Origin of the sequence: Segniliparus sp., assembly GCF_051660745.1 — a bacterium.
Classification (GTDB): Bacteria; Actinomycetota; Actinomycetes; order Mycobacteriales; family Mycobacteriaceae; genus Segniliparus.
In genome coordinates, this window is record NZ_JBOFQF010000028.1 from 55,648 (window position 1) to 78,505 (window position 22,858).

The window sequence follows — 22,858 nt, forward strand, 5'->3', positions numbered from 1 at the left end:
CTCGGATTCGTGGGCAGACTTCGCCAGGCTGGGCTCATGAGCCCTTCACTGAACAAAGCCGAAGCATGACGAGGGTCGTTGTTGTCGGCGGCGGTATTGGCGGTGTGGCCGCCGCGCTCGCGCTCGCGGACAAGGGCCACGACGTCGTCGTCCTCGAACGCGCGCGAGAATTCCGCGAGATCGGCGCGGGCGTCCAGATTGCTCCGAACGGGATGGCCGTCTTAGAGCGGCTCGGGCTCGGCGACGAGGTCGCGGAATTCTTGGTCGGGGTCGACTCGGTGCGGCTTTTCAACGCGACGAACGGGCGGCTCGTCGCCGAGATGCCGTTCGGGGAGGAGTACTGCGAGCTCTTCGGCAACCTGTATTCGGTGGTGCACCGGGGCGAGCTGCACCAGGCCCTCGTCCGCGCCGCGGCGCGGACTTCGAACATCGAGCTGCGCGCGGCGAGCCCCGTCGTCGGGTACGAGCAGGACGAGCACGGAGTCGCGGCGCTCCTGGACGACGGGACGCGGATCGGCGGCGAGGCGCTGATCGGCGCGGACGGGGTCCATTCGACGATCCGCGCCCAATTGCTCGCAGACGGCCCGCTCACAGTCCGGGGCATCGTCGTCTATCGGACGGTCGTCCCTATGGAGGAGATCCCGGCGGAGCTGCGTGCGAACGCGGTGACTTTTTGGACTGGTCCCGGCTGCCACCTGGTGAACTATCCGATCGCGAGCGGAACGGTGATGAACCTCGCCGCGAGCGACGCGAACGGGACGACCGAGGTGTTCTCCGGCGAGCCCGTGACCCGCGAGCATGTCCTCGACAGGCTCGGCGCCCTCGTCGGGGACGCGCGCGCGCTCTTGGAGCACGGCAAGGATTGGCGGATGTGGACGCTCATGGACCGCGAGCCCGCCGACCGCTGGACCGACGGCCGGGTGGCGCTGCTCGGCGACGGCGCGCACCCGATGCTGCACTACGCGGCCCAAGGGGCGTGCATGGCGCTCGAAGACGCGGTGGCGCTTGCCGACGAGTTCAATCCGGCGAGCATCGAGGCGAGCCTGGCCGCCTATAGCGAACTGCGCAAGCCGAGGACGGCGAAAGTGGTGCTCACGGCACGGGAGAGCACCAAGCTCTGGCATGCCGAGGGCGCCGTCGCGGAACGGCGCGACGAGATCATGGGCGCGATGTCGGCGACCGAGCTCTATGACCAGGTCGCGTGGATGCACGCGGGCCCCGAGCCGAAAACGTACGAGGTCTGCGTGGTCGGCGCGGGCGCGCGGGGGCTCGCGGTCGTCGAGCGGATCTGCGCGAACGAGCGAGCCGTCCGCAGGCCGTGCCGCATCGTCGTCCACGTGGTGGACTCGGCGGCTCCCGGGACAGGGCCGAGATGGCGGGCCGATCAGTCCGGGCATCTGCTCATGAACACCGTCGCGTCGCACATCACGGTGTTCGCCGACGAGTCGTTGCGGATCGACGGCCCGGTCGAGTCCGGGCCGACGTTGTACGAATGGGCGAAGGCGCTGCCTGCCCCCAACGCCGAGGCGGTCTCGCTCACGGAGAGCTCGTACCCGTCGCGAGCCTTGTACTCGCAGTATCTGCGCGACGCCTTCGAGCGCATCGTGCAGAGCGCTCCAGCGCATGTCAGCATCGTCACGCATCGGTCGAAAGCGGTGGCCATGGCGGATGCGGACGGGTTCGAGCAAGGCCCGCAAGGAGTGCGGCTCGAGGACGGCACGAGGCTGAACTCGCTCGACGCGGTGATCCTCGCCATCGGGCACGTCCCGACCCGGCTCTCCACGAAGGAGGCGAAGGCTGCGTCGCTCGCCCGGATTCACGGCTTGCGCCATGTCACGCCCTCGAACCCGACGGATATGGACCTCAGCTGCGCGAAGCCGGGGGAGCGTGTGGTGCTGCGGGGCCTCGGCTTGAACTTCTTCGACTACATGGCCTTGTTGACGACGGGACGGGGCGGGAAGTTCTGGCGGGGCGAGGACGGCGTGAAATACGAGCCTTCGGGGCGGGAGCCGATTCTGTGCGCGTCCTCCCGGCGCGGCCTGCCGCACCAAGCTCGTGGCGTGCGGCAGAAGGGCGCGAACGAGCGGCACGTCCCCAGTTATTTGGCTTCCGGGCGGATCGCGCAATTGCGGCAGCAGGCACTGGAGGGACAGCCTGCCCCGAGCACAATGGATTTGTGGCCGCTCATCTCGCGCGAAGCCGAGAGCATCTATTACGAGCGGATTCTTGTCCATCGCGGCGAGGAGGCCTCGGGGTTCGTCGACCGTTACTTGCGCGCCCCGCAGGAGGAGCTCGCCGCGCTCTTGGAATGGTTCGATTTCAGCCCTGAGCAGTGGTTCAGCTGGGATCTGCTGCAGCAGCCATGGGGGGCGAGGACCTTCACGGGCAAAGCGGATTTCACCGCTTGGGCGCTCGACTATTTGCGGGCCGACGTGTGGGACGCGAAAACCGGGAACGTCGACAGCCCGCTGAAGGCCGCGCTCGACGTGTTCCGGGACCTGCTCGACGAGGTCCGATTGATTGTGGGCGACGGCGGGCTCGACGGCGGGGCGCACGGCACGGACCGGGAAGACTGTCGCACGCCGATGAGCGAGCCGCTCTCCATCGGCCCGCCCGCGAGCAGGATCGAAGAGCTCGTCGCCCTGGTCGAGGCGGGGGTGGTCGAGCTGCTCGGCCCCGGCATGCGGGTCGCTTTCGACACGGCGGACCCCGCTGTGATCGCCGAGTCGCCGCTCGTCCCCGGATCGAAGGTGCGGTCGAAAATGCTGATCGAGGCGCGGTCGCAAGAGCCGGACCTCCGACGTGCCGACGATCCGCTGCTCCGCTTCCTGCTGGACACCGGGCAGTGCAGGCCGTGCGAGAACGCGCGCGGGGACGGCAGGAGGCCCCAGAGCGGCGGTCTCGCGGTGACGGAACGCCCGTATTCGATCGTGCGCGCCGACGGCACCGCGCATCCGAGAAGATTCGCGTACGGCGTCTCGACGGAGTCGGCGCGCTGGGCGCCCGCAACGGTCGTCCGAGCCGGGGTCGGGCCGGTGGCCTTGGAAGACGCGGACGCGATCGCGAGGGCGGCGCTGGCCCTGGCCCCGGCCTCGCATTGCAACCGGGAAGTGGAGATTTGATGGCCAGCAGGCTGGACGTCGGCCTGCTCTCCCCGGTGCGGGCGGGAACGGCTGCCGAGGAGGCGACTGGCGACCAGGCGTGGCTTGAGGCGATGCTCGAGGCGGAGGCCGCCCTCGCGGCCGCGCAGGCAGATCTCGGAACGGTGCCCCGGCATGTGGCCGAGACGATCGCGAAGGCGGCGCGCGCAGGCAGGGTCGACGCGCGCGAGGTGGCGCTGGCGGCGCGGGAGGACGCGAATCCGGTGGCGGCGCTCGTTGCGGCGTTCACCGGTGTCGTCGCCGAGCTGGATCCGGTCGCTGCCGAGTACGTGCATCGCGGGTCGAGCAGCCAAGACGTTTTCGACACGGGAGCCATGCTCGTGGCGAAGCGGACGTTGGAGCTGGTCCGAGAGGACGTCGAGGACGTGCTGCGGCATGTGGAAGATCTCGCCGAGCGGCATCTGGGCACGCCGATGGCGGGGCGCGCCTTCCCGCTGCAAGCGACGCCGACGACGTTCGGGCTGAAGGCGGCGGGCTGGCGAGAGCTCTTGCTCCAGGCGGCGGCCCAACTCGACGAGCTCTTGGAGGACGGGCTGCCGGTGTCGTTGGGGGGAGCGGCGGGGACGATGGCGGGCTACTTGGAGTACGCGAAGATGGACGGCGGACGCGAGGTCGCCGCCGATGAGCTGGTGCGGGCGTACGCCCGGCGCACGGGGCTCGCGCCCTCCCGGCTGTCGTGGCACAGTCTGCGGGGGCCGATTGCGCGCATCGGCCAGGCGCTGGCCTTCACCGGCGGCGCGCTCGGCAAGATGGCGGTGGATGTGCTCTTTCTGGTCCGATCAGAGATCGGCGAGGTCGTCGAGCCTTGGCGCGAGGGCAAAGGCGGGTCGTCGGCCACCCCGCACACGCGCGTTCCCGTGCTCGCGGCGATGATTCGCTCAGCGTCATTGCAATTGCCCGCGCTCGCCGGGGTGCTGCAGCAGGCGCTGCTCGCCGAAGACGAGCGCGCAGGCGGAATGTGGCAGTCCGAATGGCCGGTGCTGCGGGATTGTCTTCGGCTCGCGGGCGGGGCGGCGGCCACGGCTGTGGAGTTGAGCAGGGGCTTGGCGGTCGACGAGGCTCGGATGCGGCACAACCTTGAGATCAGCGGCGCGCAGCTCGCGACGGAGCGTCTCGTCGTCCGGCTCGCCCCAAAACTCGGCAGGGCGCAGGCGAAGGCGCTTGTGACGAAACTCTCTGCCGAGTCCGCGGTGACCGGAGTGCCGCTCGTCGAGCTCGCGGGCGCGCGCTGCGACCTCGACATCGCCGAGGTCGTGGCATTGCTCGATCCTTTGACGTATTTGGGGGCCGCTTCGGATCTAGTGGCGCAGGCTATCTCTTGACGGGCCGGTGAGGCCGGGATACATTCACGGCATGGCTCTCGCCGATGCCCAGGATGCGGGCGTCACTGGACTTTCGGTCGGCGGTTCGATCGTCGGACCGAGCAGGCCGCCAGTCGCCGAAGGCGTCGCCGGAGTGCTCGACCTTCTGGCCGAGTACGGCGGGATCGAGGAGTTCGAGACCCGGCTCGCGGAGCTCAAAGAGACCGTCGACCCGGGCCGATGGGAACGGGTCCAGCAGCAGGGGCTGCGGATTTTCAAGCTCATCGACAGCATGAGCCAGGAGAAAGCCCGTTCGCTCGCCCTTTCGGCCATCATGGTCGAGCTGCAGCAGTGCGAGTCCACGGCGACCGCGTTGCGCGCCCTCGTCAAGCACACGCGGCTGCTTTTGAACGCAGATTTCGCCTTTGTCAGCCTCATCGACGAGACGAAGGGGGTCCACACCATCGAGGTCGTCGACGGGACCCTCACCGCGCTCACCCCCGGGCTGGTGATGCCGTGGGATGAGAAGCACGGTCTGATCAGCCTGTACCGCCCCGGGTACGGCCCGGTGCACAGCACCGACTACAACCGGGACGCGCGATTTCTGCGAGCTTCTGCGGCGTTGTCGGCGTTCACGGCGGAAGAGGTCCGCAGTTTGATGGCGATGCCGATGTACCGGGGCGCGACAAACCACGGCAACCTCTTCGTCGGCTCCCGTTCGCCGCGCCAGTTCCACGGCGAAGACCGCGCCCTGTTCAACACGCTCTGCGTGTTCGCGGGACCGTGCCTCGGCAGGCTTGTCGAGCTTGAGAAGCACACCTCGGCGGCTATCGGGGTGCGGCAGCGGCTCGCCGAAGCGGTCGCCGAGCGGGACTCCTATGTGGAGAGCGTGCGATGGGGCGCGGAGGTTCTCGAGGAGGGGCTGCTCCTGCACGATCTCGACCTGCTCGCGCGTCGCGTGGGCGAAGACTTCGCGACCGCCGTGCGCTTCGCCACGCCGGACGGGACGACGATGGGGTCGTACCGCTGGCCGGACTCCGGCGAGGAAGAGCAAGCGGGCGTGGTCCACGACGCGACGACTTCGGAGAGCGGCGCGTGGGTTTCGCCGTTGACGGTCGGCGACGATTATTTGGGCACGATGACGCTTTCCCCCCTGGGCCGCGACTCGCTCGGGGTCCCGAGGGCCCGGCTCGAGTCGGTGGCGCGGACCGCGACGGTCGTCATGCACCTGCAATCGCACGGCCCGGCGTTCTCCGTGGCGCGGTTGCAGGACGACCTGCTCGACGACGTGATCGACCGCCGCCAGGACGAGCGCCTCCTGTCCCTTCAGGCAAGACGGCTCGGCGTCAATTTGAGCAGGCCCCATGTGGTGGTTTTGGCGCGGCCGGAGCAGGGCGGGCTGGATCGGGCCGCGCTGTGGTCCTCCTCCTACATCCGCCGTCTCGGCGGGTTGCGGACGACTCGGGAGGGGCACATGGTGCTCCTGACCCCGGGCGAAGACCCGGGAGCGGTCGCCCGTGCGGTGTGGGAAGAGCTGAGCAAGCACCTGAAGTCCCCGGTCACAGTGTCCAGCGCGGGGCCTGCCGAGACGACGGAGGCGGTGGCGCAGCGGTACAAGGAGGCGCAGCGCTGCCTGGAGGCGATGGGCGCGCTCGGGGCCACCGGCACGGCCTCCGGCGCCGACGAGCTGGGCTTCCTCGGCGTGCTCCTGTCGGAGCACCAAGACGTGGAGGGGTTCGCCCGCCGGATGCTCGGCCCGATCATCGACTACGACCAAGAGCGCTCGACCGAGCTGTTGCACACACTCGACGTCTACTTCAGCGTCGGAGCGAGCCCCACGCGTGCGGCGAAGAAGCTGCACACGCACACCAATACTGTCGTACGCAGATTGGAGCGGGTCAACGAGCTGCTCGGCGAGAGCTGGCAGGACATGGACCGGCTGTTGGACGTGCAATTGGCGCTCAAGCTTTGGAAGGTGCGCACGACGCTCTTGGCGCGCAAAGCGGATGGGCCTCAGTCTGCGGCAGAGTGAGGCCGAGCAGGCTTGCGGGGGCGATCATGGCCCCTGCGACCATGGCGCTTGAACGTGACGATGCGCACATAGTATGCTTTCCCGGTCAATTAAAAACGAACGAGCGACGAGGGAGAGGAATGCGAGACCACTTGCGACGTGTTGTCGCCCTGGCGGCGGCATCGATGCTTGGCTTGACGGCGTTGAGCCCTCAGGCCTTGGCCGCGCCCGCGCCCGACCTTACGCTCGAATGGGCCCCGGACAACCACTGCGACACGTTCTACGCGCCGATCAGGGTCGTCGACGGCTTCCTGGAGTGGGGCGCCAAGCAGACATGTCGCGGAGCCTCTGTGTTCACGCAGTACCTGCGGGTGGAGCTGCACCGAGAGCTGTACCTCTCCGGGGCTTATTACAACGTCTACCTCGCGAACAGCCCGCTCGAACAGCGATTCGGCAAGACGTCTGTGTTCGACCAGACCAGAAGGTGCAAGAGCGAGGCCGTGCGCACGTACCACATGCTGGTCTGGGCGTTCGCGGACGACGAGCGCCAACGGACGTACGGCGAGTCTGAAACCGTGGACTTGCCATGCGAGCTGTGAGGACGGGGCGTGCGGGCGCGCCGATGACAACTGTTGGGCAACACGCTGATAACGTTTCGACCGTGATTGCGCCCACAGGTCTCTGCACCCGCTCCCCTGGGGAGACCGCGCGACGATGACGACAGCAACGCACAAGGCCGCCCGGCCTTCGATCGTGGAGCGACTGGTCTCCTACCTGTTCGACACCGTGATCACCAGCCTGCGCACGCTCGGCCGGTGGTTCATGCTCGCCTTCGGGGCCTTCCGCTATCTGATCGGGGACACGATCCGGTTCCGCCACCCCTGGAAAGAGACCATCCACCAGTGCTGGTTCATCACCAGCGTCACGGCGGTGCCCGCGCTCTTGGTCTCGGTCCCGTTCGGCATCATCGTCATGATCCAGGTCGGGAACCTCACGCAGCAGATCGGCGCGGCCTCGCTCACCGGAGCCGCGGGCGGCCTCGGCGTCATCCGGCAGGGGGCCCCGATCGTCGCGGCCCTCCTGCTCGGCGGCGCGGCGGGCTCGGCCATCGCGGCGGACCTCGGCGCTCGGACGATCCGCGAAGAGATCGACGCGATGCGGGTGATCGGGATCAATCCGACGCAGCGCCTTGTCGCGCCGAGGCTCGCGGCCATGCTCTTCGTCTCGCCGTTGCTCTGCGTGTTCATCGTGTTCGTCACGATGACCGCGGGCTACGTCCTCGCGGTGATGTACCAGGACGTGACGCCGGGGAGCTACCTCGCCTCTTTCGGAGCCTTCGCGAAGCTCTCGGACGTCTACGTCGCGGTCGGCAAGTCCGTCTTCTTCGGCATCGTGGTGGTCGTCATCGCGTGCCAGCGCGGGCTGGAGACGAAGTTCGGCCCGAGGGGGGTGGCCGAGTCGGTGAACGCCTCGGTGGTGCTCGGCGTGCTCTCCACCTTCGTGCTCAATGTCGTCGTCACGCAGATCGTGGGCCTCTTCGTCCCGGAGCAGGTGATTTGAGATGACTGCTCCAGCGAGGTACTACCCGCCGCTCGTCGCCCCGGTCTTGCGGGGCGTCAAAGCGGTCGTCGGTGTGCCGCTCGGGTTTCTCGAGCAGATGGGTCACGTGCTCACATTCTGCGGCTTGGTGCTCGGGGCCGTTCCTCACACGTTCCGGGCCTACGGGCGCCAGATCCGCGAGACGCTCATCGACCTCACCTGGGGCAACGGCCGCATCATCGTCGGCGGCGGCACCTTGTCCGTGCTCGCCGTGCTCGGCATGTCGATCGGCGGCGTCATCGGTCTTGAGGCCTACAACGCCTTGTCCATCGTCAACCTCGGCCCGCTCACGGGGTTCATCTCGGCGTACGGCATGACCAGGGAGTTCGGGCCGTTGGCCGCCGCGCTCGGCTTCGCCGCCCAGGCGGGCTGCCGTATCACGGCGGAGATCGGCGCCATGCGGATCGCGGAAGAGATCGACGCCTTGGAGGCCACGGGCATCCGGTCCATCCCCTTCGTCGTCACGACCCGCGTGATCGCCGGTGTCGCCGTCATCCTCCCGGTGTACCTCTTGACCCTCATCCTCGGCTACGAGGCATGCTCGCTCGTGGTGAACCTGCTGCACAACCAGTCCGCAGGCACCTACGATTACTACTTCCTGCGCTTCCTCGTCCCGCACGACGTGGTGTTGTCCCTGGTCAAAACGGCGATCTTCATCGTCGTCGTGGTCATCATCCACGGCTACCAGGGCTACTACGCCTCGGGCGGCCCCGAGGGGGTCGGCCTCGCCTCCGGGCGGGCCATCCGCTCCAGCATCGTCATCGTCGTCATTTTGAACATGCTCTTGACCCTGCTCTTCTGGGGCCGAGAGACCGGCGTCAGGATATCGGGGTAGCGCGATGGCTGTTTTCCAAGACCTTTCCGGACGCGCCGCGGGCAAGAAGTCGTTGCGGTGGCGCGGTGTGATCGTCGCGCTGGCCGCGACCCTGGTGTTCATCGTCGCGCGGAGCTTCTACGCGGGCACGTACACCCCGTCCTTCAAGATCGACATCGACGCGACGAGCATCGGAGAAGGCTTGGCCGAGGGCGCGGACGTGAAGTACCGGGGCCTGGTGATCGGCAAGGTCGAGTCCATCAACATGCAGACCAACCGCAAGCAGGTGATCAGGCTCTCGCTCGACCCGAAGCAGGCGCATGCGCTGCGCGGCATCGCGAGCGCGAAGTACCAGTCGAGCAATATTTTCGGGGCTCCCGCCATCGAGCTGCTGTCGGGCAACGACAACACCCCGCTGCGGGAGAACACCACGGTGAAGATCGACTCCAGCGGCAAGGTCGCGTCGATCACCAGCGCGCTGCGGCAAATCGCGTCGCTGACCACGCTGCTGGGCACGGACAAAGTCCAGCGCCTCTTGCGGCTGGTGACGCAGAACGGCGACATCCTCGCCAGCGTGGTGCAAGAGGGGTTCAGCTTCGGGAAGATCTACGCGGACAATCTGCGCAAGCCGGTGATCGCCCTGATCCAGGACGCCACGCCGCTGGCCAACGGGTTCAGCCTGGTGATCGGTCCCGCCGTTCGAGAGCTCGAGGCGTTGTACGACCACTCGGAGTTCTTGGCCATCCCGGAGAGCAGGGACGCCACCATCGAGGCGACGCAGAACCACCGGGTGATGATCTTCGACGAGCTCGGAGCCACGCTCAACCACATCAATCCCGACGGCGTGGACAGCCTCGGCTTCCTCATCGACATCGGCCACCCGCTGTTCATGTCGGCGGGCTCGGCGGCTTCGGCATGGGGGAACCTGGAGACCTTCATCAACCGGGTCGAAGACGCGATGCCCTCGATCGACGGCAAGGTCAAGCTCCGCCTCGAAGTGCTCCTCCCCGCCTCGCGCGCGCTGCCGCAGCCGGACGAGTCCGACGGGCAGGAGCCGCAATCCGGGCAGGGCGGGCAAAGCCAGCGCCAGCTCACTCCGCAGCAACAGCAGCAGGTCCAAGAGCTGCAAACCCAGCTCTTGGGCAGGGTGCCCCAGCAACTGGCGCAACAGCAGGCCCAGCCGCAGCAGGCACAACAGGCCCAGCCGCAGCAGGCGCAGTCGCCGACCGCGCCGCAGCAACAGCCCGGCCCCGGGCAGCAGACACAGCCGCAGCAGGCGGGGAGCGACTTCGCGACGATCCCGACCCAGAACTCTGAAGGAGGTCCGCGATGAAAGTAGGAGTAGCGCTCCTCAAGTTCCTGGTCTTCGTCGGCATCGTCGTCGTCTGCGGCTCGATCATGTTCCGGGTCCTCACCAGCCCGATCAAAGACGCGACGGCAAAATACACCGCCGTCTTCAACGATGTCTCGAGCCTGCGGGAGAACAGCGACGTCCGCATGTCCGGCGTCCTCGTCGGCAAGGTCGCCAGGGTGGAGCCGGTGGTGGACGGGGCCGATCCGGACAATCCGGACACGGCCCACGCGCATGTCGTCTTCACCTTGGACAAGAAATACTCGATCTACCGGAACACGCGGCTCGCGGTCCGTTACGAGAACCTCCTCGGCGTCAGATACCTGGAGATCATCCCTTCGGAGCAGCCGGGGACGCAGAAGATGTCGCCGAGCTCGGTGATCCGCCTCGACCAGACGGTCTCGTCCTTCGACGTCTCGACGCTGTTCAACGGGCTGAAGCCGATTTTCGAGGAAGTCGACCCGGAGAACCTCAACAAGTTCACCGAGGACCTCTTGCTCCTCATCCAGGGCGACACCACGAACCTCGGCGAGGTCCTGAACGAGATCAAGACGCTCTCCCTCTTCGCGCAGAGCCGGGACGAGCTCTTCAAGGCCCTCTTCGACCAAGTGTCGAAGATCTCCGAGGTGCTCCCGGGGAAATCGCGGATGATCCTCGACCTGCTGCAGCGCTACAGCGATTTCTTCATGGGGTTCATCGACCAAAGCGACGTGATCGACAAGACGCTCAGCATGACGTTGCGCGCGGAGCACACGCTTTTGCCGCTGCTCTCCGAGTTGGAGGCGGCATACGACGAGCTGTACGGGCCGGTTGACGCGTTCCTGTTCCGAGTGCTGCCGCAGCTCGGCCCGATCGCGAACATGTTCGCGATCGCTCCGGAGCTGATCCCCGCGCCGTACGAGTCCGCGCAGGTCGGCACCGACCACCAGTCGAGGCTCGCGAGCATGTTGGTGGGCGACTACCAGGTTCGGCCCGCTGAAAACGATCGCGCGGTCTGCAAGCCGAAGACGATCGTGAGCCCGGTGGGGACCATGGTCTTCTCGGGCGAAGTGGAGGATTGCGAATGAGCAACATCGGCAAGGTCCGCAGCGAGGAGTCGGAGCGCCGCTTCCAGCTCGTCTTGGGCATTTTCTCCGCGTTCATCGTCACCGTCATCCTCGCGGGGACCGCGCTCGTCTACTTCTTCCCGTTCGGAGTCCGGGAGTACCGGGTCAACCAGTACGTCACTGCGGGCCTGAAGGCGAGCGACTCCGTTCGGCTCGCGGGCATCGACGTCGGCCAAGTGCGGAGCGTGGGCCTCGAAGGCGACCATGTGCTGGTGAAGTTCGAGATCCGCGACGACATCCGGGTCGGCGACCAGTCCGCGACAGAGGTCAAACTCCTCACCCCGGTCGGCGGGCACTACCTCGAGCTGCGGCTCAAAGGCAAAGAGCCGCTCGGCGACCGGCCCATCCCGCTCGAGCGCAGCCACAGCCCGTTCGACGAGTTCGGCGACAACAAGCCCCAGGACCCGCTTTCGGAGCGCAAGCCATGGGAGGTGCTCGACGCCGTCGGCGCGGCCACTGACCAGTTCAAGCAGATCAACGTCGGCAACCTGCACAAGATCCTCGACATCTTGACGAAAGCCTTGGACAGCCAGCCCGACGTCATCCGAGTCACGATCGACGCCTTCGCGAAGATCATCGACCTCCTCGTCTCCCGCGAGGACCAGCTCCGGCAGGCGGTCGGCGTGGTCCACGAGTACCTCAAAGAGTTCGGCTTGGAGAAGGACATGCTGCGCGACACCTTGCACAAGCTGGCGCGCACCGCAGTGGTCTTCAACAAGTGGAAGACCGACTTCCCCGAGCTGCTCACCCAGTTCGGCTGGCTCATCAAATTCCTCCAGCGCCCGGTGTTCGCGGTGGAGAACCGGCTGGCGACGCCCATCGGGGACATCGAGGACTTGTTGGAGAACTTGGTCCGGCACCCGGACAACCCCATCGACACCATCAACCAGATCATCGATTCGATTTTCCGAGGAGTCGGGGTGCTCTACGACCACGAGCCGCGCCGCGTCGGCCCGGAGAACCGCAACGCTTGCATCCGCGCCGGACGGGAGGATTGCTGATGAGGTCTCTGCGCAACGCTGTCGTGGTGGTGCTCGCCATCGCCGTCCTCGCCGGGCTCGGCTTGGGCGGGAACTGGCTGTACCACGAGAAGCTCTTCCCCAAGCGGACGATTTGCGCGACGTTCCGAGACGGCTTCGGCCTCTATCCCGGCAACAACGTCTCGCTGCTCGGCGTCGACGTCGGGAAGGTCGCCTCCGTCAAGCCGGAGGGCAACGTCGTCAAAGTCTCCATCGAGCTGCCGCACGATCTCGACCTGCCCGCCGACGTGAAGGCGCTCACGAGTGGAAACTCGGTGGTCACCGACATGCGGGTGGAGCTGACCAAGGCCTACCACGACGGGCCGAAGTTCACCGGCGAGCACTGCTTGGAGGCGAAGAACGGCGACACGAAGACTCCGGTCCCGCCGAGCGAGACGCTGGAGACGCTTTCGACCTTCATCGACGGACTGACCGGCAACGCCGATCCGAACCAAGCGGTCGGAGAGATCGCGACGCTTTTGCGCCGGGTGCAGGAGTCCATCGCCGGGAAGGGCCAGGAGATCAACGACGTCTTCCGGAAGTCGATGCGCCTGTTCAACACCGACGTGTTCCCCGAACCGTTGCTCGTCGACCTGATCGAGAGCACAGACTTGCTCTTGCGCGAGCTCAACACGACGAACAAGATCGACATCCAGACCTTGGAAGACAACATGGTGGGGTCCATCGAGTACCTGACCATGTGGCAGGCGACCTTCTCGAAGGCCATTTACGCGGACGCGCAGCTCCTCACGAGCTTGAGCTACTCCGTGCAGCGGCTCGAACCCATGCTCGGCAGGTTGTTGCAGCTCTTGCTGCCCGCGCTGCACCAGCTGATGACGGCCCTCACCAACAGCATCGACATCCTCGAACAGATCCCGGCCCTGCTCAACAACTGGCAGGCCGTGTTCGACCCCCGCATCGACCCAGGCGCGCAGAGCTTCGGCCCGGTCACCCTCGACGTCGCGGTCACGGCGGCGAAAGGCACGTGCGAATGGTTCAACACCTTCTCGCCCCGGGTCGCGCCGATCTGCCCGTTCGACATGGGCATGGGCACGACGATCGACTGGGGCATGGTCCGGCTGGTGCTCGGAGAAGGGGGATGGCGTTGATGGCGCGCATTGTTCGGCCGTTGCTGATCCTGGTCCTCGGGATGTCCCTCGGGGCTTGCTCGGCGCTCAGTTCGATCGATCCGGCGAAGATTCCCGTCCCCGGCAACTACATCGTTGGCGGCTACCGGATCAAGGCCGAGTTCAAAAGCGTGCTGAACCTGCCGGACCGGGCAAAAGTCATCTCCAACGGCGTGCGCATCGGCATCCTGGAGGGCGTCAGCCTCGACCCGGAGACCGGGCACGTGACCACGACGCTGCATCTGCAGCAGGGCGCGATGATCCCGGCGGACTCGTCGATCCAGATCCGTCAGTCCACGCTGTTCGGCGACACCTTCCTCTCGGTGATCTCGCCGCCGGGGGAGACGACCGACTACCTGCGCGAGGGCAGCGCCATCGGCATCGACCACACGCTGTCCGGCGAGCAGGTGGAAGACGTGCTGCAAGGCATCTCCGATTTGGTGACCGGCGGCACCATCCAAGACATCAACCGGCTGCAGACGAACGTTCTGCACCAGTTCCCGCAGGATCCGAAAGAGCTGGTGCGGCTGCGCGACACGTTGCTCGGCACGCTGCGCGACCTGGCCCAGAACACCCCGGCGCTCGACAACCTCCTGCAGAAGCTGCTGAACATCGTCACCCAGCTGGCGGACAACCGCGACATCGTGGACAAGCTGGCCATCTACGCGCCGCAGCGGTTCGCGGGCGCGAAGCTCGTCATCGACGAGGTCGCCAAGTTCTTCATCGCGATGGAATTCCCCGCAGAAGGGTTCGGAGATCTCCTGGTGCCGTTCGCCAGGGACCTGCACGACATGATCGGCGCGGGCAAGATCTTCACGCGCGAGCTCGCCCGTTTCGACCTCACCTTCCCGTACAACCTCGACCGCCTCAAGGGGTTCCTGGCGTACTACCTGCTGCCGTACTGGATGGGCGGGGAAGAGAACGTGGAGATCGAGCGGTACGTCCCGGACGGCGACCAAGAAGGGGCCACCGGGCCCATCGCGGACAACGTCATCAACTCGTTGCGGCTGTTGGGAGTGCTGCGGTGAAGGAGGTCTCGCAATGAAATTCGGCAGTAGAACCTCGCTGATCTTGCTCGTGGTGCTCTCGTTGCTCGGTGTCTTCTACCTGGGCCGTTCGGTGCTCGGCGTGAACCCCGCGCAGAAGAACACCCGGTTCCAAGTCCTGATCCCGAGCTCCGGCGGCCTGTTGGACGATTCCCCGGTGCTCATCAACGGCACGGCGGCGGGCAGAGTGCACGGGATCGCCGTGGTGCCTGGCGGTTTGCGGGTCGACGGCTCGTTCGACGGCAAGTACACCGTCTCGAAGAAGAGCCTGGTGGTGATCGCGAACCTCTCGATGGCGGGCGAGCAGTACATCAACTTCATCCAGCCGCCGGGCAACGACGCCCCGTATTTGGAGGACGGGGCGGTGATCGACGACCCTCGGCAGATCCATGTCTCCGCGACGGTCGGCGACGCCCTGTCGAAGGCCAGCTACATCAGCAGCCAGCTCGACCCCGAGGTCCTCGACGACGTGGCGACGACGACCGACCAGATCTTCCACGGGCTCGACTCCGAGTTCGAGGAGCTCCGCGAGTTCATCAACCAGGGGGTGCGGCTCAAGGACGAGCACGGGGACGAGCTCGGACGGGTCTTCTCGAACCTCCAGGCCACGCTCGACCTGCTCAAGCGGTTCAACCCGCAGCTGCCGGTGCTCGCGGAGAAGTTCCAAGGGCTGGTCGGTCCGACGATCGCCCAGCTGGACGCGTTCAAGGCGTTCGGCGAAGACATGACTCCGGACAAGTGGCAGGCGCTCGAGCGGCTTGTGATGATCCTCGACCGGCATCTCACCGACGTGATCACCGACTCGCACCCTCTGCTCATGGCGCTCAAACCGATCTCCGCGTACTTCCGCACCACGTATTTCGACCCCGGCTCGACTATGGACACGCTGCTGAAGATGCTCCCGCAAGACGGGGTGCCTCGCGTGGTGCTCAACATGGCCGGATAATTGTTACCGATGCTGGGCTAATTGTTAGCAAGAAAAGTGCAAGGACGAGAGTGACCTATGGCGACTGAGACGACCGAACAAGGCCCGACGGACGACGACGCGGTCGGCGACTCCGCGCCGCCCAAACGGCCTGCGGCGAAGCCTGCGCAGGGCAAGGGCTCCGTGGCGAAATCCGGCGCAGGCGCGAAAGGCAAGCAGGCGTCTTCCGCCGCGACGCTGCGGAGCAAGCTGATGCTCGGCGCGGGCGAGCGGAAGCAGAAACGACCGGGCGACTCCTCCAAGGCGAGGACGGCGCTGATCGCGCTTTCCCTGCTCGGGAACGTCGTCGCGCTGAGCGTGGCCGGATGGTTCGTGTACGCGAAGTCCTTGCCGGGCAAAGACGGCTCTGTCGGGGGGCTGAAGCTCGCCGAATCGGGCACGAAGATCCGGACGCAGGAAGAAGAGACTGCCCGGCAGTACGTGTCGAAGATGATGAACTTCGACTACAACCATTTGGACTCGTTCAATGCGGCGATGAGCACCGGGCTCTCGGGCGACCTGAAGAAGACCACCGGTCCGGACCAGATGAACGCGATCAAGAAGCTCTTCGCCACGTTGGAGGCGTCCTCGACGTTCCAACTCGTGGCGAGCGACCTGATCGAGGACAAGCCGGACTCCGCGGTGATCGCGGTCGCAGGCCACCAGGTGCTGAACCTCAAAGGCGACAAAAGCGCCCGCTCGATGAGCACGATCATCAAAGTGACCGTGCAGAAGAAGGACCAGTCGATCTCCGGGCTCGAGTCTTTGGACGACATGCGCAAGAGCCCGGAGGACCAGGGCCCGCCGCTCTTCCCCGCGCCGCAAAACGGCCAGGCGGCTCCGGGCGGCCAAGCCCCGCAACAGGGCCAGGCTCCGGCGCAGGGCCAGAAGCCCGGCCAGGCTCCGCCGAAGGGGCAGTAGCGGGGCGAGCCGCGATATGAACGAGATACCGGCTTTTCAGAGCTTTTCGATATTCCAGAACCTGGACCCGCAGTACCTCCTCGCGGCGGCGCTGCTCGTGCTCGGCGGCGTGGTGCTCGCAGTGGTGGTGGTCGCCGCGATCGCGGCGTTGGCCGCTCGCGGCGGTCCAGCCGCGTCGGGCCGTTTCCTGGTGCAGCGCGTGGACGAGCAGGACTTGGACCAGTACTTCGCGAAGCGGGCGACGTTCTCGACCACGGTGCGGATGGAGTTGCCGCTCGGTCCGGGGAAAGTGTGGAAAGCGCTCTGCGACGAGAGGTTCCTCTCGTGGCTCCCCACCGTGCGCGGCCACAAGTACCGGTCGGACTCGCGGGACGCGGGCGCGAGGCGCACGCTCCTCTCGGTCTTCTGCGCGTTGGAGGAGCAGTTCATCGTCGTCGAGCCGGAGAAGACCTTGGTGTACAGCGTCATCGGCTCCTCATGGCCCGGCCTGCGGGATGTGACGGAACGGTTCACGCTCGAGCCGATCCCAGGGGGCGGGACGTTGCTCGAATGGACGACGGGGGCCAGCCCGATCTTGGTGTGGTGGTTGCCTGCCAGGTGGACCGCGCCGTTCGTCCGCCCATTCCTCAAACTCGCTCTTAGCGGGCTGCGCCACCGGATTTGACCGGGCTATGCTGGTAACGACAACGTCGTCAGATCGTCAGGAGCCCCTAGAGAATGAGCACCGGGGAGATCCACGCGGGCGGACAGCGCCTGAAGTACGCGGAGTTCGGATCCGGGAGCAGAACGGTCGTCCTCGCCCCGCCGCTGCTCGCGTCCCATAAAGCGCAAGAGCTTTGGGCACGCGCTCTCGCCGAGCGGGGTTTCCGGGTCATCGCCATCGATTTGGTCGCGGACAGCGTGAACGGCTTCCCGCTGTCCATCGAGCAGTACAACACGGAGGCGCTCGGCAGGCAGTTGCTCGTCGTGCTCGAACGGCTCGGCGTGGACCGCGCGGTGCTCGGCGGCACGTCGCTCGGGGCGAATGTCGCGCTGGAAGCGGCAGCGGCCGACCCGGACCGGGTGGCGGGCCTCCTCCTGGAAGGCCCCATTCTCGACGACGGGGTCGCCGCGTACGGGTACTGCTCCTCGGCGCTGCTGTTGCTGCTGACCGCGGGCAAGCCCGCGTTGTGGTGCGCCAAGAAGGTCGCGCGGTTCGTCCCGCAGGGCCGGTGGACGGCGGCGGACCTGCTGGCCGATTTGTTCGTCGCTCCTGCGGAGCGCAGCCGCGCGGTGCTGCACGGTCTCGCCCTCGGCCGGATGGCCCCGCCGAAACGGGTCCGGACCTCGGTGGCAGTCCCGGCCTTGATCATGGTCCTCAAAGCGGACCCGTTCCATCCGGCTTCCGACGCCCGACGGCTCTGCTCGGAGCTCGGCGCGGGCCAGCTGCTGAACATCGGGACGATTCTGACGCTCCGGTTGCGCCCGAAGCGGGTCACGCCTGCGATCATCAGTTTTTTGAACGAGGTGTTCGGCCAGGTGAACGATGTGAGACTGTCCTGACATGCAGGGATAAGCGCGGTGTGCCCGCGAAGCTCTAGACTTGTCCGATGAGCGTCATTCCTGCCGGAGAGCTGTGGTCCTCCGACGAGGCGAAACGGGTCGAGCTGCGCCGTATGAAAGCGGTGGCGACCGGTTTCTTCGTCGTGGTGACGTTGGTGTACATCGCGACCCTCTGGCACCAAGCGGTGTGGCCTTCTTCCCATGCCGCCGTCCGAGGGTTCGTGCAAGCGGGCTCTGAGGCAGGCATGGTGGGAGCGCTCGCGGACTGGTTCGCCGTGACCGCGATCTTCCGGCACCCGTTGGGCCTCCCGATCCCGCACACCTCGCTGATCAAGAAAAAGAAAGACCAGGTGGGCACGCAGCTCGGCGACTTCATCCGGGAGAATTTCTTGACCCCGGACCTGGTCGAGCGCCAGATCAGGGAGGTGGGCGTGCCGCGCAGGCTGGGGGAGTGGCTCTCGGTCCCGTCGCACGCGGACCGCGTGGCCGCAGAGCTCGGCGCGGCCTTTGGCAAATTGGCCGACCTGCCCAAAGACGAGGACGTCGCGCGCATCATGCAGACCTGGGTGGTCGATCGGATCAGCGAGCCGGACTGGGCGCCCATCGGCGGCAAGCTGCTCTCCGACGTGCTTCGAGAGGGCAGGCACTACCCGCTGATGGACCTCCTGTTCGAGCGGGCGCACGAATGGGCGCTCACCAGCGAGCCGATCGTGCAGAAAGTGGTGAGCGACGACTCGCCGGGCTGGACCCCCCGGTTCGTGAAGGGGCTGGTCGGCGACAAGATCCACCGCGAGCTCGTGGAGTTCACCGCCAGAGTCCGGTACGAGCAGGACCACGGGCTCAGACGAGCGCTGGACCGATGGCTGATGGAGTTGGCCGACGACCTCTTGCACGACCCGGTGATGATCGAGCGGGTGGAGAAGGTCAAAGCCCAGCTCATCTCCCCGGAGTCGGTCGAGCATGTGGCTCTCTTGCTCTGGACGAAGACGAAGCGGACCCTGCAAGACCCGAACGGCGAGATGCAGGCGCGGCTCGCGGAGGCAGCGCTGCGCATCGGGGGCCGACTGCAAGAATCGGCGGAACTGCGCGAGCGGTTGGACCAATGGCTGGTCGGCTCGGCGCGCTACCTCGCCGAGCGGTTCTCCGTCGAGGCGGTGTCCATCATCGGCGAGACGGTCAAGCGCTGGGACGTGGACGACGCGAGCCGGAAGATCGAGCTCAACGTGGGCAAAGACCTCCAGTTCATCAGGATCAACGGCACGGTGGTGGGCTCTCTCGCCGGCGTGGTGATCCACACCCTCTCGCTCCTGTTCGGAGCCTGATCCAGCATCTGAGCCCTCAGGCGTACGCGACGGCCGGATTCGCGAGCAGGGCCTTGTGGCGGTCGAGCGAACGCTGCCACACGACCCAGCCCCAGACCGCGAAGGCGAGGAAGACGACCGTGAGCAGGGCTGTGAGCTGGAGGCCCTTGTAGATGTACAAGGGGATGTAGACGAAGTCGATGGCGACCCACAAGGGCCAGGTCTCGATGTATTTGCGGACCTGCGCCCACATGGCGATGATCGAGAAGACCGAGGTGAACGCGTCGAGGAAGGGGGCCGAGTCGTGCAGTTGCACCAAGACGGCCCACAACAGCCAGGTGCCGACGGCCAGCACGAGCGCTTGCACATGCCATTCCCATTGCGGCGTGCGGACGACCGGGAGCACGGATCGTCGGGAGACGTCCCCCCGGAGCCAATGCCACAGTCCGACCGCTCCGAGCACGGCGTAGCCGACCTGCAGGGATGTGTCGGCGTACAGGCCTGCGGTGAAGAAGAGCGGAATCCAGACCACGTTGTTGGCGATGGAGTACGGCCAGCACCACGGCGACTCGACGGCAGCGTATCCGGTGCTCGCGACTCCGAGGGCGAAGCCGATCACTTCGGCCCACGACGTCGGCTGGCCGCCGAACGCGTGAAAGGCGGCGCTGTCGAGCCAATGCTTGAGCTCGACCAGCTGCTGGAGGAGGTCGGATGGAGACATGGGCAAAGCTTAAGCCGCTCGCGCGGGGACGGGGAGGGGCCTCTCGGGGGAGTGGCGCATATCTCATCCGACGGGAGCTGCCCTGCTCGGGTACGCTCAGAGCCATGGCAACGAGATTTGAGAAATTTCTGGAGGATGTCGACGCGCGCAACGCCGAGATCGCTCAAGACGACGAGCCGCAGGAGCAGGAATTCCGCGAGAGCGGCAACTTTGTCGCCGACCTCAAAGAGGGCATCCGGATGATGAAGGCGGGGGAGAAACTGGTCCGCAGCGCGGCCGAGAAGGCTGTGGGGAACGGCATCACGTGGGGGCAGATCGGCAATATGCTGGGCCTTCCCGGCGAGGTGGCCCGCCAGCGCTACGGGCACACGCCGAACCCCGGCAATGTGGCGCTCGGCAGCGGCATCCCGGACGCGTACAAAATGTGAGCTGGCCCTCAAGGGCGGAATTTGTCAGACGTCTTCGCTAGCGTGGGGCTATGGCTGAAGAGCGACTCATCCCCCTTCCTGGCAGCGAGCGGCTCGCGCCGCGCAACCTGATCGCGGGCACGCCGGTCCGCGACGACGAGAGGATCGGCGTGACCGTGGTGCTGCGCCGCCGCGCGGAGCTTCCCGAGGACGTCGTCCAAGGCTCGCGGACGTTGAGCAGCACGGATCTGGCTGAGCATTATGGGGCGGACCCCGCCGATGTCACGCGGGTGGTCGACGAGCTCGGACGTCTCGGCCTGGAAGTCGTGGAAACGGACGCGGGCTCGCGCCGGATCCTGGTCGAAGGCGACGCCGCAGCGCTGCGCCGGGCGTTCGGCTGCGCCTTGTTCCACCACTCGCGAGCAGCTTCTGCGGGCGGGCCCGTGTACCGCTACCGCACGGGGCAGCTGCATGTGCCTGCGGCGCTCGGCGGGATCGTGGTCGCGGTGCTGGGCCTCGACAACCGGCCTCAGGCGGAAGCGAGGCTGCGCTTTGCCCCTTCCCAGGCCCGTTCTGTCTCGTACACCCCGCTCGACCTCGCCAAGATCTACAACTTCCCGGCCCAAGAGAATGGCGCGGGCCAGCGGCTCGCGATCATCGAGTTGGGCGGCGGGTATTCCGGCCAAGAGCTCCAGCGGTACTTCTCAGGGCTCGGCGTGAGCGCCCCGAAAGTGACGGCCGTGTCCGTCGACGGCGCCCGGAACGCTCCGGAAGGCGATCCGAACGGAGCGGACGGCGAGGTGGTTCTGGACGTCCAAATCGCCGGAGCGATGGCGAACGGGGCAGACGTGCTGGTGTACTTCGCCCCCAACTCCGACCGGGGGTTCCTCAACGCGGTGAGCACGGCCGCGCACGCGAGCCCGGCGCCCACCGCGATCAGCATCAGCTGGGGGTCTGCGGAGAACGCCTGGACGTCCCAGGCGCGCGAAGCGATGAACCAGGCTTTCGCCGACGCGGCGGCGCTCGGCGTGACGGTGACCGCGGCGGCGGGCGACGCGGGCAGCTCGGACGGCAGCGCGAGCGGCCAGCCGGAAGCCGACTTCCCCGCCGCGAGCCCGTACGTGCTCGCCTGCGGCGGCACCCGTCTGGTCGCGGACTCGGGCACCGGTTCGGTGGCTTCTGAAACGGTGTGGAACGCGGGCGCGGCGGGCGGAGCCACTGGCGGCGGCGTGAGCAAGGTCTTCCCCGAGCCTCGATGGCAGGCGAATGTGAATGTGCCGGGCAACGGCAGGGGAGTCCCGGACGTCGCCGCTGTGGCGGACCCGGCGACGGGATACCAGGTCTTGGTGGACGGGCAGTCCACTGTGGTGGGCGGGACGAGCGCGGTCGCCCCGCTCTGGGCCGCTCTCGTCTGCCGTCTCGCGCAGGCGCTCGGCCGCCCGCTCGGCCTCTTGCAGCCGCTGATCTACCCGCGAACGGCGGGCACGACCGCGTTCCCCGGCTTCCGGGACATCACACAGGGCAAGAACGGCGCGTACTCGGCAGGCCCCGGCTGGGACGCGTGCACCGGGCTCGGCGTGCCGGACGGCCAGGCGTTGCTCGACTCGCTGCGCGGCCAGGCCCAGCCTGCGCCCACGCAGCAAGCGGCGCGAGCCTCGGCGGCCGCGTCGGTCGACCCGGAGGACTGGCGGGCCGGGGGAGCTTCTTCACGCGAGCACGACCTGCGCCGGGAGCGCCCCCCGCACTGGGGATGAGGCGCAGACACGGGCCGATCGCCGTCCGCCCGTCCCGTCGCTACACGCGGGTCTTCGGCGATGTGCTCGCCAGAGCGGCTTCTTTGCGTTTCGTCCGGAGCCGGAGGATCTCTCGGACGAGGAAATACAGGAGCAGCAGGGCCACGGCCCACGTGACGACGGTCGAGACACGGCTGAGGTATTTCTCGACGCTTTGGCCGATGAGGTAGCCGAGCGTCGCGACGACCACCGCCCACACGGCGCCGCCTGCGGCATTGGCGGGCGCGTAGACCCGGAGGGACATGCCGGACATCCCCGCGAGGCCGGGGACGAACGCGCGCAGCGCGGCGGCCCAACGGCCGAAGAACACGGTGAGCGCGCCGCGTCGGCGCAGCGCTGCCCGAGCCCGCTCGATGTGGTCGGGTTTGACGATCCGTTTCGGCAGTCTGTCCAACAGCGATTGGCCCCAGCGTTTGCCGACCTCGTATCCGATGAAGTCGCCGATCACTGCGCCAAGGACGCCCGCGACGATCACCGCCCACAGCGGCAGCTGGCCCTTGCTGGCTCCGATGGCGGCAAGCAGGAGGACGATCTCGCCTGGGACGACGACGCCGAGGAAGACCGAGGCTTCGAGCGCAGGCAGGAGGAAAGCCATGACCAGCAACGCCCACGGCGGCAAGCGCTGGAGCGTTTCGACGATCATGTGAATGATGTGCCCGACCACCGCACTAGTC

At 66.9% G+C, this 22,858-nt stretch carries 20 protein-coding genes; 18 read left to right on the forward strand and 2 right to left on the reverse strand.

Annotated features, from left to right (window positions below):
- The first annotated feature begins 65 nt into the window (after nt 1-65).
- The 16 genes from ACRC20_RS07765 to ACRC20_RS07840 all read left to right on the forward strand — a co-directional run bounded on the left by ACRC20_RS07765 (nt 66) and on the right by ACRC20_RS07840 (nt 19,284).
- Entirely contained in the window at nt 66-3,122 is a 3,057-nt protein-coding gene (locus tag ACRC20_RS07765; protein ID WP_438685789.1) for an FAD/NAD(P)-binding protein, read from the forward strand.
- Nucleotides 3,122-4,483: a lyase family protein gene (locus tag ACRC20_RS07770; RefSeq protein WP_438685790.1), complete on the forward strand. Its 1,362-nt coding sequence runs from the start codon at nt 3,122-3,124 to the stop codon at nt 4,481-4,483. Before ACRC20_RS07765 ends, ACRC20_RS07770 begins: the two co-directional genes overlap by 1 nt.
- Nucleotides 4,484-4,514: 31 nt before the next feature.
- Entirely contained in the window at nt 4,515-6,494 is a 1,980-nt protein-coding gene (locus ACRC20_RS07775; RefSeq protein ID WP_438685791.1) for a helix-turn-helix domain-containing protein, read from the forward strand.
- A 164-nt stretch (nt 6,495-6,658) separates the two neighbouring features.
- The gene (locus ACRC20_RS07780) at nt 6,659-7,072 is read left to right on the forward strand and encodes a hypothetical protein (RefSeq protein WP_438685792.1); all 414 of its coding nucleotides are present in this window, start codon (nt 6,659-6,661) and stop codon (nt 7,070-7,072) included.
- A gap of 115 nt (nt 7,073-7,187) precedes the next feature.
- A complete protein-coding gene (locus ACRC20_RS07785) occupies nt 7,188-8,033 on the forward strand; it encodes an MlaE family ABC transporter permease (protein ID WP_438685793.1) in 846 nt (281 codons plus the stop codon).
- 1 nt (nt 8,034) lies between these two features.
- Nucleotides 8,035-8,907: an ABC transporter permease gene (locus ACRC20_RS07790; RefSeq protein WP_438685794.1), complete on the forward strand. Its 873-nt coding sequence runs from the start codon at nt 8,035-8,037 to the stop codon at nt 8,905-8,907.
- 4 nt (nt 8,908-8,911) lie between these two features.
- Entirely contained in the window at nt 8,912-10,219 is a 1,308-nt protein-coding gene (locus ACRC20_RS07795) for an MlaD family protein (protein ID WP_438685795.1), read from the forward strand.
- Entirely contained in the window at nt 10,216-11,304 is a 1,089-nt protein-coding gene (locus ACRC20_RS07800; RefSeq protein ID WP_438685796.1) for an MCE family protein, read from the forward strand. Before ACRC20_RS07795 ends, ACRC20_RS07800 begins: the two co-directional genes overlap by 4 nt.
- Nucleotides 11,301-12,344, forward strand: coding sequence for an MlaD family protein (locus ACRC20_RS07805; protein ID WP_438685797.1), 1,044 nt, complete (start codon nt 11,301-11,303; stop codon nt 12,342-12,344). The genes ACRC20_RS07800 and ACRC20_RS07805 overlap by 4 nt, the downstream gene beginning before the upstream one ends.
- Nucleotides 12,344-13,471 (forward strand): MlaD family protein, encoded by a 1,128-nt coding sequence (locus tag ACRC20_RS07810; RefSeq protein WP_438685798.1) that lies wholly within the window; start codon nt 12,344-12,346, stop codon nt 13,469-13,471. Before ACRC20_RS07805 ends, ACRC20_RS07810 begins: the two co-directional genes overlap by 1 nt.
- On the forward strand, nt 13,471-14,517 hold the full coding sequence (locus ACRC20_RS07815; RefSeq protein ID WP_438685799.1) for an MlaD family protein: 1,047 nt from the start codon (nt 13,471-13,473) through the stop codon (nt 14,515-14,517). The genes ACRC20_RS07810 and ACRC20_RS07815 overlap by 1 nt, the downstream gene beginning before the upstream one ends.
- Before the next feature lie 13 nt (nt 14,518-14,530).
- Nucleotides 14,531-15,481 carry an MlaD family protein gene (locus tag ACRC20_RS07820; RefSeq protein ID WP_438685800.1) on the forward strand — a complete coding sequence of 317 codons (951 nt, stop codon included), beginning with the start codon at nt 14,531-14,533 and terminating at the stop codon, nt 15,479-15,481.
- A gap of 57 nt (nt 15,482-15,538) precedes the next feature.
- Nucleotides 15,539-16,420 (forward strand): hypothetical protein, encoded by an 882-nt coding sequence (locus ACRC20_RS07825; protein ID WP_438685801.1) that lies wholly within the window; start codon nt 15,539-15,541, stop codon nt 16,418-16,420.
- Between the two features lie 16 nt (nt 16,421-16,436).
- On the forward strand, nt 16,437-17,084 hold the full coding sequence (locus ACRC20_RS07830) for an SRPBCC family protein (RefSeq protein ID WP_438685802.1): 648 nt from the start codon (nt 16,437-16,439) through the stop codon (nt 17,082-17,084).
- A gap of 53 nt (nt 17,085-17,137) precedes the next feature.
- Nucleotides 17,138-17,962, forward strand: a complete 825-nt coding sequence (locus tag ACRC20_RS07835; protein ID WP_438685803.1) for an alpha/beta fold hydrolase — start codon at nt 17,138-17,140, stop codon at nt 17,960-17,962.
- Between the two features lie 47 nt (nt 17,963-18,009).
- On the forward strand, nt 18,010-19,284 hold the full coding sequence (locus ACRC20_RS07840) for a DUF445 domain-containing protein (protein ID WP_438685804.1): 1,275 nt from the start codon (nt 18,010-18,012) through the stop codon (nt 19,282-19,284).
- Between the two features lie 16 nt (nt 19,285-19,300).
- Here the strand turns inward: ACRC20_RS07840 and pnuC are convergent, their stop codons facing one another.
- Nucleotides 19,301-19,984, reverse strand: coding sequence for a nicotinamide riboside transporter PnuC (gene pnuC / locus ACRC20_RS07845; protein WP_438685805.1), 684 nt, complete (start codon nt 19,982-19,984; stop codon nt 19,301-19,303).
- A 104-nt stretch (nt 19,985-20,088) separates the two neighbouring features.
- Here pnuC and ACRC20_RS07850 point away from each other — a divergent pair, with 104 nt between their 5' ends.
- Nucleotides 20,089-20,412, forward strand: coding sequence for a hypothetical protein (locus tag ACRC20_RS07850; RefSeq protein WP_438685806.1), 324 nt, complete (start codon nt 20,089-20,091; stop codon nt 20,410-20,412).
- Nucleotides 20,413-20,462: 50 nt separating this feature from the next.
- The gene (locus tag ACRC20_RS07855) at nt 20,463-22,145 is read left to right on the forward strand and encodes a S53 family peptidase (RefSeq protein WP_438685807.1); all 1,683 of its coding nucleotides are present in this window, start codon (nt 20,463-20,465) and stop codon (nt 22,143-22,145) included.
- Between the two features lie 40 nt (nt 22,146-22,185).
- On the opposite strand, the gene ACRC20_RS07860 is transcribed toward ACRC20_RS07855, so the two are convergent.
- The gene (locus ACRC20_RS07860) at nt 22,186-22,848 is read right to left on the reverse strand and encodes a DedA family protein (RefSeq protein WP_438685808.1); all 663 of its coding nucleotides are present in this window, start codon (nt 22,846-22,848) and stop codon (nt 22,186-22,188) included.
- Nucleotides 22,849-22,858: the final 10 nt, after the last annotated feature.